The organism is Pseudoalteromonas sp. Z1A6 (assembly GCF_011378745.1).
Taxonomy (GTDB): Bacteria; Pseudomonadota; Gammaproteobacteria; order Enterobacterales; family Alteromonadaceae; genus Pseudoalteromonas; species Pseudoalteromonas arctica.
Genome location: NZ_WTKW01000115.1, coordinates 1 through 11,757, shown reverse-complemented (window position 1 = coordinate 11,757; position 11,757 = coordinate 1). Strand labels below are relative to the sequence as shown.

The following is an 11,757-nucleotide window of genomic DNA, read 5'->3' as shown; positions in this document are numbered from 1 at the left end:
AATTTTTTTAAGCTGATCTCTCAAAAAAAAATTTAACTGTTACACTTAATTGATAATTCAATTAAAAAGATGGAATAGCTATGCCCAATAATAAATTTAGACTAGTCACTCGCAGCGATTTTGATGGCTTAGTGTGTGCCGTATTGCTTAAAGACTTAGACCTAATTGACGATATTTTATTTGTTCATCCAAAAGACATGCAAGACGGCAAAATAGGCATTACCGAAAATGACATTACGACCAACCTCCCCTACGTTGCAGGCTGTCATATAGCATTTGATCATCACCTTAGCGAAACCGTTCGTAACTCAAGCGACATAAAAAATCATATTATTGACCCAGAAGCCCCATCAGCTGCTCGCGTAGTTTATGACTATTATGGCGGCGCTGAAAAACTTCCAAATATTTCTGTTGAAATGATGGACGCGGTAGATAAAGGCGATGCTGCTCAGTTTTCAAAAGACGAAATATTAAACCCAACCGATTGGGTATTAATGAACTTTATTATGGATGCGCGTACAGGACTTGGCCGTTTTCGCGAGTTTAAAATTTCAAATTACCAATTAATGATGAAACTGATTGATGCGTGTAAAGATCAGAGCATACAAGACATTCTAAAAATGGAAGATGTAGCCGAGCGTGTTGCTTTATATAACGAGCATAACGAAAAAGCAAAAGAGCAAATTTCTCAATGCGCTACCGTGCATAAAAACTTAGTGATCCTTGATTTAACCCAAGAAGAAACTATTTACGCCACAAATCGATTTGTTATTTATGCAATGTACCCCGACTGCAATATCTCGATTCATAAAATGTGGGGCCTTAAAAAGCAAAACGTAGTGTATGCCGTTGGTAAATCTATCACTAACCGCAGTTCGAACACCAATGTTGGCGAGCTGTGCTTAAAATATAATGGTGGTGGCCACTTAAATGCCGGTACTTGCCAAGTAGAAACAAGTAAGGCCGAAGCGGTACTGAGTGAGTTAATCAATACAATTACGAGTGATGGTTAATATTAACTTACAATAACCAGAGTAGTAGCTCTGGTTATTTTATTTTTTGCAGGGTGAGTTTTAATCACTCTCTTTTTCATATAAATTTCTGTAATCATAAAAGAAATAATGACCTCATGTTAGATACTAAAAACTTCGAAAAAACACTTTATCAAGATACCAAAAAAGCATTTAAAGACATCATTCAAAAATATGGTAACGATCTTTATGTAATGGGTTATTACCACACAGGTAGCTACTCATTACTGCCAATGTTTAATACTTTATCAGATTTAAAAGAAGTATTTGAAACAGAGTACAACAACGATGTAAGTAGCTTTTACATGGCTAAATGGAACCCTGAGGACTACCCGACGCTTGAATATTATTCAGAATACTTTGATGAAACAACGCTAGAATGCCAAAAACTAGAAAACAGCATTGATTTGTTTCAATCAGATATAGAGGCGATGGATAATTGGCACCAATGGCTTACAGCAATGGAAAAAGTACTTATGCAATTAGATGCAGAAGGATTATTTTCAAATGGTATTGAACGCGAAAAAATCACTTTAGCCATACTCGCCTATGATGAAGAAGAAAGCATTCAATTTAAAAGAATCAAACGACTTAATCCACCAGCCGTTCTAACGCAAATTCAAGCTGACTTTGAAGCAATGATTACAGAGCGTGAAAAATGTGAGCAAGAAGTGTTAAACGCCTTCAATTAAAAAGTGCAACACTACTACATATACGCTATACACAAAGTATAAGGGAGGGAGGTTAAAATATAACTCATTGATTTAATTGGTAGCCCCTGCAAGAATCGAACTTGCAACTGCCCCTTAGGAGGGGGCCGTTATATCCATTTAACTAAGAGGCCACAAACAAGCTGTGTGCTTAGAGGTGTGAATTATAACGGCATCTGGTTTTTTATATCAAGTGACAACTGAACTTAATTGCTTGATAAGTATATATCTTCTTTATTTAGTACATAAATTGGGATTAGTTTTCGACTACTCGCGACGATTTTTTTTGTATGCGCGTTAATTACACGTGTATTTACAACAACAGCATCACTGCGATAAATTAATGTACCCGCTAATACATGGCTCGCCATTTGATCTTCACTAAGCTTTTCAATATCGCGCGAAAAAGCAAAATCACCACGACTATTTACATCTATTGTTTGAGTGGTTTTAAAATCAACCACGCCATAACCAAACTTTTGTAACTGATGAATTAACGTTTCAGAAATTTGATTACCTAATTGATTACTTTTAGTAAGCGATGAATCAAGATCGACCAAGGTAGTAACGGCAATATTAATATTGGCGTCGGTATCACTTTCAAACTCAAGCGTATCAACCAAATCAAGTGCCATTTGCTCTACATAGTTAGCAAGTGTTTTATGGTGCTGAAGTGGTGTAAATTGATTGCCGTTAGCATCATCTTGAGTTGATTTTTGCTCGGCTGTTTTAAGCATGCTTGCTAAGTCATAATTTACTTGTGTGGTTGAAGATGCATTCATTTCAGCACTTTCATTATTTTGAGTAAAGGCACAACCAGTTAAATTAGCTAAAGCAAAAAAAACGATAAAGCGGTTAAATAATTTACTATACATAATTATCTCACTTGCTTGCTTGTTTTAACATTATGCCATCAGTGCGATAGCTACTATTAAGCGCATCAACAACTGACTGTGGAATAAACCCTTGTGCAGAACCGACTACGGCCTTACTTTCTAGCCCAACAATACGTGCATTAACAAGTACACCACCTTGATGGTTTACAAGCGTACCGGCTAGTACATACTTAAAGTTTTGATCTTGATTTAGCTCTAAATAGTCGCGACTAAATACAAAGTCGCCTGTTGAGGTAACACGCATATAATCAGTTGTTTTAAAATCAATAACGGGTACACCAAAGCTGTGTAATTCATGCATGAAGCTTTCTGCAATTTGGTTTCCTAGTAAGCTACCATCGTTGTAGTCTTCATCTAAAAAAATAAAACTCGAAACAGCTAACGGTGTTTGTTCACTTACGTACTGTAAGTTTTCAACCATGTCTTGCATTATGCCGCGCACATAATGGTTAATATTTTTGCGCATTGGCGGTGTTGCTTTTGTGTAGTTATCTTGTGGAGCCATTCCTGACTGAAATAAGTTATCGTCAGAAACAGGTGCTGCAACGTCGCGTTGGTTACTCACCAGTTGGTTGCTTTGCTCACTTTGTGGTGTTGCGGTGTCTGTATTCATTGTGCCTAGTATTTGAGAGCAACCAAAGCCCAGTGGTAAGCATAATGTAATTAATAGGTTTTTCATTTTGTGCTCCAAATTAGTATTCGCTTCGGTATAAAAGTCCGTCACGCTGCTGAATTTTCTCATTGCCCCACATTACATTAATTGGGATCTCGGTACTTCCCGCAGAGAGCACCTGTTTATTTTCTATATTCACAAGTCGTGCATTAACTATGTATGCATGCTGCTGACGAGTCACTGTTCCTGTGATAACTAAGTCAATATTTTGGCGATTACGTAATTTACTTAAATCGCGACTTAAAATACTGTCTGAGTTTTCTGATAAAGAGAGGTTATTCCCAAGTCTGTACTCAACGGTGTGATAACCCAGTTGAGTAAATTGTGTAAGCAGACTTTCTTGGATCTGCTGACTTAAGCCTGAGGCTTGCCCTGTCACTAATTTTGTATCTAGTGCATCTGCATAAAAGAAGCTACTAACGCCAACACGTGCATTAGCATTTAATGCTCCGTTTAGGTGGTTAAGTTGCGACGTTAAATTAACTACATAGTCATTAACCGTAAAAGGAGCCATGGCTGCTTTAGGTGCATCTGTAGGCACACTTGGTTCTGGCGGCGGCACCAAGTTACAAGCAGCTAAATTTAAAAATAATAAAGGCAGTAAAAGGCGCATAATTGCCATCCTCTTCAAAACATACTGAGGATGAAGCAATTTGTATGCCGACTTAGCTATTGTGCGGTAAAGGGCTGATCTACGTAATAACTAACTAAACAATTTATATTTTGGCTCTTTAATTTTTGACAGTCACCCATAGCGTTTTTTTTGTCTATGTATGCGCCTAGCTTTAAGCGGTTATACATAACTCCTTTTACATTTATTGTTTCAACATTCATCACAAAATTATCGCCTAGTAAGCTAGGAAGCTTTTTTTGAAGTTGCCTAAAAGCTAAAGAGAGTTGTTCTTTTTGCGTTATTGAAAGCACTTGTAAAGCAAATTTAGGATCAACTGGTTTTGTTACTTGTAAATTGGAGCGATTAATTGTGTTGGTATTAACGATTTCTGCTTTTATTACTGGTGCATTTTTCTGCTCATTTTCTTTTGCAATTGTATTGAGTTGCGATATTAGTAAGCTTAAGTCGTCTTCAATAAGTAATAAACGCGCAAGTTCTGGCTTCATATTTTGCCACTGCTGGGAGCTTGTTTTTAAAGTTTCAAGTTCTTGCTTTGTTATTTTTACGTAGCTTTTTTCGTCAGTTACGTTGGTCTGAGTAGCACTACCATCAATTGCTTTATTATTCGCACAACCATAACTTAGCAACATTGCACTGATTAAAAATATACATTGAACTCTTTTCATCCTAATTCCTTTAATGGAGTATTTTATGTGTTTCAACAACACACTTTAATCCTTGCGCTTTTACTGAGTCGCATACAGAAATAAGCTCTGGCGAACTGTTTGTTGCGTACGCTAAGGCTAAAATAAATTTATTTTTAGCTTTATCATGCATATAAAAAGCTTCTTGCTGCTCTATTCGTGGTGCTATTAAACGGTAATAAATTTTTAAGATATTTAACGAACTAAAACTTCCTGCATTGGCAATGCTTCCAGTTGTTGCACTGAGCGCCTTTAATGTTAAATCAACGCCCATTACTCCATCTCCTTGAGGCGATAAATTAACTGTTATATTTTGAGTGTTTTTTAGCTGCTTGCGTTGTTTATATTCATCATCAATTACTGCTTTATACTGCCCCGGTTTAAGGTCTGTAAATAAGTAATAGCCATCATATGCTGCTTGAGTTTGTGCAACTTGATCCCCTTTCTCATTCAACAGCGCTATATTTGCAAAGGGTTGGATCTGTGTTGTATCACCTTTTTGTTGATAAACAACTCCCTCTACTTCACTGGCATTATTTAATGCGAAGTCCATATACTCTACAAAACCAGCCCTTGGTGTAATAGAAAAACCCTCATTAGCTGGTATTAAAAACGGATCTTCAAAACTATTTCTATCCAGTATTATATCTGTTGTACGATTTGCTGGCATTGAAGTTAATAGCGCAACGCCGTGTTCGTCTGTAATTGCTTGACGATAATTGTGAACGCCTTTTACTTTTACGCCGGCAACGCCGTGCTCATCATCATCCATAATACCGTTATTATTTTGATCTAAAAATACGCGTAACATTAAGCTACCCGTGTTAGTTAAGGTGCGCTTAGAGACAAAATATGTATTATGTTCAACATCAAAACCTAAGCTAAAACGGCTATAAATGCCGAGCCGCCAATCATCGTTACTGTTGTAGTTTAAGTTACTCGTTAAACTAAACTTGTCGCTTTGCCAATTGAGCCCTAATTCGGCCGATTGAATATTATTACGAAGTGAATCAGTTAAAGTAAGTTCCGCTTGTAAATCTCGGCCCAAGTTGCGGCTAAACTCAGCCTCGTAACTAACAAGCTCACTTACTGGCGATATACTATAATCTATACCAAACCTTGTGTAGGTTCTCCCAAAGCGCTTTTGAAAACGTGTTGTTCCAAAATTACTCTTAGAGCTATCGTCTTGTTGCCACAGCAATTGGTTACTTAGTGCAAATCCTGAGTATGAGTAGTTGAACTGGTTGCGTACTTGTTTAAAGCGCCCTCTAGTATCACTATCGTCATATAGGATGTTATTTTGATAAGAAAGGCGTCCATAGGTATTATTCATTAGCCCACCAGCTAAATTTATTTGGTAGCTGTTAAAATCTTGCTGCTGTTCGTCTGTACGATTTGTAGCGCTAAAAAGTAGTGATTGTTCGGCAATTTGAGTTCGGGCTGTAAATTCAAATTCTTGTTCATTGTTATTATTTTTTTCAACATTCGCATTTAATAATAATCGGTCAAATAAGCTTATGTTGGTACCAAATGCATACTTAAGTAAATCGTCATCTGTGTTTTTTTGACCTGATGTAGCAGTGTATACAGATATATTATCTGTAAGCCCTTGCTCATATCTACCCGCAATTTGCCAACCCTGCCCCTGCGAGCTTGAAACATTGTTATTTAGTAATTGCTTGCCTTGTTCAGTAACCGACAATTCATAGTTACCTTGTCCCTGCTTAAGTTGATTTCCGTCCACAAAGTAATAATCACTTTTACGCTCAACTTGACCTTGAGGCCCATAAAAAATAAGCTCAAAATTATTAGCTCCGAATAATAGGTTTATATTATCAAAAATATAACGCCCATCTGCGAGGCTAAGCTGCTGGTCTATTAATATTTCATTACGGTACAGTTCTACATCCCAACCTGGCTGTATAGCACCGCTTAAGTTAACTTGATTATTGACTATTTTTCTATTGGTTACATTATTAGAAACTTTAACACCTCGGGCATACTGACTACTGTAGCTATTGCCAACTTGCGTGGCGATAACATCACCAAAAGATATTTCAGTAGGCATGAAGCTGTTTTTTATTTCTTTGTCTAAGTTTTGCTTTGTAAACGTTAACCTAGAGTTGGTAAGTAAGTCAGTACTTCGTCCAGACAAAAAATACTCTGCAGATAAATACGCAAAGTCTTGAGTGCCTAAAAGTGAATAGTTCGTAGAATGTCTATCATCGCTCGCGGTAAAATTTAGTTGTAAGTCGGCAACCGGAGAAGATAGCGCTTTATATGGGCTAGCTTTCCATGGCAGCGTAGGTGGCGATCTTTTGTTAGGTGATTTAAGGTTGCGCGACTGTCTGTATCTTTGTTGTTCAACCGGTAAGGGGCTATCTGAGCTTATAAGTAATTCTAAATCTGGGTAATCAATATTAAACTCTAGATTTAAAGCATTATGTAAACTTTGAATATCTACATAAATATCATCTTCAATGGTAATTTGATTTTTTGCTAATAAGTAGCTCTGTGTAGGACTAGTAAATACAGCGGGTGTAACCGCTGCATTTAGAAAAAGAGGTTGTTGATTTGCTCCAACACCTTGAGCAATTCGATTGCTAGCATCAACATTCATTGCAAATTGTAGAATATCAAATAAGTCGCTTAAACTAACTTGTACACTTTGCTCGCTTTTAATTGCTGCAACTTCACCTAAGTAGTATGAGTTTAAATAAAGCGAAAGTATTAATAACTCGCCTGTGGCGATTCGCTGTTGCTGATTTTCTTTGTTTTTATAATCAATTACTTCAACGGGCTTAGTTAGCTTTAGTTCAATTGCGCGTAGTGTTGTTAAAGCATCCTCCACGGAAGGATTAGCTATTACACTATTACTAAGCAAACTACTTATGCTTAGTAATAGTGCATACAATAAATTATTTAGCGTCATTCACTGTTAAAACATTAAGTGATTGTGAGGTTAAAGGCAGAGTGTATTGTGCAAATGTAAGGTCTTTATATTCTTGACTGCCTTCATATTTAAAAATGACTTTTCCTGCTTTATCTAAATTTTTGTCACTAAATAAACTAAGGGTTACAAACGCATTATCTACTTCTGGATAAATACTTAAATTACCAATTTCTGCAATTTTAACTTGCTCGTTATTACTATCAACAAAGTAAGCACTTAATTTACCGTAGCTACTAAACTTACCTTCTCGTTTTATATTCAATAAAAACTGAGGACGTTGATTGCTTTCATTTAGCACTAGCTTAGCTTGTTCTATGGCAACTACTGGCTGTTTAATGTCTTTACGTAACAAAATAGGTATACTGTAGCTCATAATCATATTAACTTTTATTGAGCTTGTTTTATTAGTATTTTCACCAGGCAATGCTTGAAATAGAAGATGAGAGCGGTACTCACCAGAAGCTAGGCCTTTAGGTTTACGTATTGCTATTTTTACTGTTTGTTTTTCACCAGGTGCTAAACGCATTTGTTTTGGTGACAAACGTGCCATTGAACTTAAACTTTCGCTTGTAGCCTCTGCCAACTGTATGTAGCCACCGCTAGGTTGCGCTTGCTTCTCACTCCATAAAACACGATATGTTTGATATTCATCACCCGCATTAATTACGGTAACTTTAGCGGTTCGTTGACGTTCATCAAAACTAATACGGGTTGGAGAGATAAGTAAATTTGCGTATGCATTTTTTCCTAAAATACATACACTCAGTGCGAGCAGCACTACAACTTTATAAAGCATGTTTTTCCTTTAGTAATCAATCGTAATTTCTAATTGGGTGTCAGTAATAAAACTACCATCTAAGTAACTTTGGCTAGTCCCTGTCGTTATTAAACGGCCACCTACTTTGAGTAAAAGCTCTCCAAACTCATCGCTAGTTTGCGTTCTTGGTAAATCCACTAATACAACCGAAAACTTGGCACTATTAGCTCCTAGCGCTTCACTTTGCAATGTAGAGTCACTCGTTTTGTTAAACGATATTTGAGTAAGGGGAGGTAAATCGGTAAATAAAAGTTCTGCGGGATTCCCCTCAGTTAATACGTAAATATTACCAAATGTGGTTGTTTCACCTTCATGGCTAATGGTTATAGAGCTTAAAGTATTATTTTGAGGGATAACTAAAGTGCCAAAATTAAGCGCTTCTTGTTGTATGCTTGCGCTATAGGCTTGCTCGCTAAACATTAACGAAAGCCAAGCAGAAACATACAAAAAGCGCATTGTTTGTTTAAACACTAATTAATATGACACTTCAATATTAAAGCTACCAGAATACTCACCATCAGGGTAATCCACACTTGATGCGTTTGATGAAGTAGAAAGAGTCGCGCCTATATTAAATGATACAGCGCCATCAACGCCAGCTTGTAGGTTGGGCGTAGCACTTGTATATAATCCACCAGCATTAGTACCGCTCGTTATAAAGTAAGTCCAAGTACCTACAGTAAAATCAGGTTCATTTAACCCTTGACCAGCTAAAGGTTGTACTAAAGTATTTACTGGGTCGCTAATGGTTAAAATAGAATTTGGTACTACATCTGACACACTAAAAGCACCCGCTTCACCACCTTCAATTATTGATATAGTTGCCACATTACCAGCAGCGTCGTCTTGCGAGGTAACATTAGTTGCATCAGGATCAGGATTAATTGTAAGCGTAGCTTGCAGATTGCCTGTAGGATCTGAAATAGCACGAATAGTACCAAAATTTAAATCGTTATCTTTTGTGAGTACTACAGCATTTTGTACCGTTACTTTCGCTTCAAATGACTCTGTAGCAGCATAAGTGCTAAACGAGCTGACCACGGTGGCTACAGCTAATGCAGATAAATAAAACTTCATGCTAAATCCTTATAAGAAAATGGGCTTTATCAAATATTTGCCCAACTATAGTTAGTATCGACTATTAGTACAAATACTTTAATACTATATAAGTTTAAAAGGCCTAATTTATTAATTATATTGGCTTTCCGACAAAAGCAGCAATATTACATGCTTGATCAAGCTGATTAGCTAAATAACAAAACGCACTTACTTGAGCATCGTTTTTAAATGGACCTACACGTAATCCATACAAAGTCATATTATTATTTTTACGTTCAAACATAGTAAAATTAAATTGAGTAAATGCACTGGGGTATAATTGCTTAAGCCTTTCGACTCTTGCTTTAACAAGCTCTGGCTTTAAATACCAACCAAGCTGTGCTCCAATTTTAGTTTCATCTGTTAAGGTGAGTTCTGAATTTTGTAAGTTTGGTGTTTTTACTTCGGGAGTGTTATTTAGTGCCGTCGGTTCCAAATTCTGTGAAGGCTGATTACCATAGGTGATATCGGTTTTATTTTGCATGAGTAAAGGAGGGTTTTCAGTTAATTCACTTCGAGACGATAACGCCATAATTAACAGCTGTAAATCATCTTCCATAGCAGTTAAACGACCAATGCTTTCTTGCTGTAAGTGCCACTGCGAAACATACTCTTTTAGTTGTTTATCAGTAATTAAAGAATGCTGCACGCTCTCGTTATTTACAGTTGCGCTGCTACATCCATATAAATAAAAAGATAAGAATAAAACTGATATTAAATGACAAGACTTAAAATACCGCATTGCAAAAGCACTCTACTAACCAAGATAATAAATCAAAGCAAATTTTGCGCCACTTTATAGCAACTTTTTAATTAAGTAGTCTATCTTGAAGTAAGAAAAGCCATATCGATAACAAGGCAAAATTTCATCATTTAGTTGGTATCACTAATTGCTGCTGCATTGCCCTACCTCCTGCATTCATGCAGTCGTATATCAAAAATTATTAGCGAAGTTAGCATCAGGTCTAATCCTTCAAATTGATTAGGTATTATTGCAGATTGATATTACATACTGTGAGCTAAAGCTTTACTGGCTTATCAGTGTAGTTACTTACTATGCAATCGAGTTTATATAACTTGAATACGTCACAGTCTGCTTTTGCATTTTTAAAGTTTTGGTAAGAGCCAAGTTTTAGCCTGTAAAACATTTTGTCGTTTATTTTGGCGGTTTCTACGTTAGTCAATATTTTGTCTCTAAACAACGGTGCTGCTTTAGTATTTAGCTCTTGCCATGCTTTAGCCACACCTTGCTCTGAGTCAACCGAAGCTACCTGTAAAGCAAATACATGTTTAGGTTTATTTAATTTTACAGTTTGTTTTTTATTACTGTAATTTTGTTTAACTTGTTGGCGTGACTTAACATTGCGTGTGTTACGTGGTGAGCGTACAGACTTGCTGCTATACCCTTGATTAGACTGTGCAATAGCTTTACTGTTTATAATATCGATATGATTTACGAGGTAAGTTATTTCTTTTTCTAATCTTAAAATTCGCTCTATGCCTTCACGAGCTTGTTGCCACTGCATTGCGGCATCTTTTAGCTGTGCAAGTTCAAGGGCTGTAATTGATACGTAGTCAGGCGAGTTACTTTGAGGTTGTTCATCAATGGTTTTTATTTCAGGCGAGACGCTGCATGCTGTACCAAATAAAAGCATTAGCAAGCTAAGTAAAAGCCCAATGTTATTTTTTTTATATATAAACATGTATTAGTTGTCCTGAAAGCAGTGTTTTTACACTACATTTCAGTTAAACATTCTCACAAGAAAGCGTTTAACTTTATTTAAGCTGTGAGCTATAAAACTTAGCTCTTCGCATGCTTGTCAGTATTTCGTAAAACACAACGTTGCATACTCCATCCCTTCCTTGAGAGCATTATTTAATACAAATTCAATGCCAATTAACACAAACTTTACAACATAAATAACAATATGTCTGTAATGACTTAAAAAATTTTATTTTAGAGCTATTCCTTTTCTTATTTTATTCTAAGGCCTGTTGACCTTTCAGGATTAAAATTTGTTCAATCTAGGGGCCATTTAATCGCGGCGCGAGGTTTGTAACCTAGTGGGCTCGATAACTGCTCCTGCGTTATTCTACTGGCTTACATCCATGTAAGAATAAGTAAAAACCGAGTAAAGCTTCCGCGTCCTGCTCACGCCCCTTACCTACATCCATGTAGGCAACAAAGAGTAAATTGCCCCGAGGCAGAACCCTTCGGGCAGCGCATGTTTGGCATTTATGCTACGTTATCGCCTATTTATG

Annotated in this window: 12 protein-coding genes and 1 tRNA gene; 2 read left to right on the top strand and 11 right to left on the bottom strand. The window is 36.6% G+C overall.

Translation table 11 applies throughout. The features are described from left to right. Positions 1-80 precede the first annotated feature (80 nt). Both GQR46_RS09285 and GQR46_RS09280 read left to right on the top strand, forming a co-directional pair. On the top strand, positions 81-1,013 hold the full coding sequence (locus tag GQR46_RS09285) for an exopolyphosphatase (RefSeq protein WP_165740789.1): 933 nt from the start codon (positions 81-83) through the stop codon (positions 1,011-1,013). Between the two features lie 116 nt (positions 1,014-1,129). Then, entirely contained in the window at positions 1,130-1,723 is a 594-nt protein-coding gene (locus GQR46_RS09280; protein ID WP_165727538.1) for a DUF4303 domain-containing protein, read from the top strand. 77 nt (positions 1,724-1,800) lie between these two features. On the opposite strand, the gene GQR46_RS09275 is transcribed toward GQR46_RS09280, so the two are convergent. The 11 genes from GQR46_RS09275 to GQR46_RS09225 form a co-directional block, all read right to left on the bottom strand. After that, a tRNA-Arg gene (locus GQR46_RS09275) sits at positions 1,801-1,875 on the bottom strand. A 72-nt stretch (positions 1,876-1,947) separates the two neighbouring features. Next, entirely contained in the window at positions 1,948-2,616 is a 669-nt protein-coding gene (locus tag GQR46_RS09270) for a FlgO family outer membrane protein (RefSeq protein WP_165727548.1), read from the bottom strand. A 7-nt stretch (positions 2,617-2,623) separates the two neighbouring features. Then, positions 2,624-3,316, bottom strand: coding sequence for a FlgO family outer membrane protein (locus GQR46_RS09265; protein ID WP_024589981.1), 693 nt, complete (start codon positions 3,314-3,316; stop codon positions 2,624-2,626). A gap of 13 nt (positions 3,317-3,329) precedes the next feature. After that, positions 3,330-3,923, bottom strand: a complete 594-nt coding sequence (locus GQR46_RS09260) for a FlgO family outer membrane protein (protein WP_007583140.1) — start codon at positions 3,921-3,923, stop codon at positions 3,330-3,332. 56 nt (positions 3,924-3,979) lie between these two features. Further along, complete coding sequence (locus GQR46_RS09255; protein ID WP_165740788.1) at positions 3,980-4,609, bottom strand: SPOR domain-containing protein; 630 nt, start codon at positions 4,607-4,609, stop codon at positions 3,980-3,982. Positions 4,610-4,619: 10 nt separating this feature from the next. After that, on the bottom strand, positions 4,620-7,478 hold the full coding sequence (locus GQR46_RS09250; RefSeq protein WP_165740787.1) for a hypothetical protein: 2,859 nt from the start codon (positions 7,476-7,478) through the stop codon (positions 4,620-4,622). A 67-nt stretch (positions 7,479-7,545) separates the two neighbouring features. After that, the gene (locus GQR46_RS09245) at positions 7,546-8,376 is read right to left on the bottom strand and encodes a fimbria/pilus periplasmic chaperone (protein WP_165740786.1); all 831 of its coding nucleotides are present in this window, start codon (positions 8,374-8,376) and stop codon (positions 7,546-7,548) included. A gap of 9 nt (positions 8,377-8,385) precedes the next feature. Beyond that, entirely contained in the window at positions 8,386-8,868 is a 483-nt protein-coding gene (locus GQR46_RS09240) for a DUF4402 domain-containing protein (RefSeq protein ID WP_024589985.1), read from the bottom strand. A gap of 3 nt (positions 8,869-8,871) precedes the next feature. Beyond that, on the bottom strand, positions 8,872-9,474 hold the full coding sequence (locus GQR46_RS09235) for a DUF4402 domain-containing protein (RefSeq protein WP_024589986.1): 603 nt from the start codon (positions 9,472-9,474) through the stop codon (positions 8,872-8,874). Between the two features lie 115 nt (positions 9,475-9,589). Continuing rightward, the gene (locus tag GQR46_RS09230; protein WP_165740785.1) at positions 9,590-10,144 is read right to left on the bottom strand and encodes an SPOR domain-containing protein; all 555 of its coding nucleotides are present in this window, start codon (positions 10,142-10,144) and stop codon (positions 9,590-9,592) included. Between the two features lie 370 nt (positions 10,145-10,514). Then, complete coding sequence (locus tag GQR46_RS09225) at positions 10,515-11,198, bottom strand: SPOR domain-containing protein (RefSeq protein WP_024592961.1); 684 nt, start codon at positions 11,196-11,198, stop codon at positions 10,515-10,517. Positions 11,199-11,757: the final 559 nt, after the last annotated feature.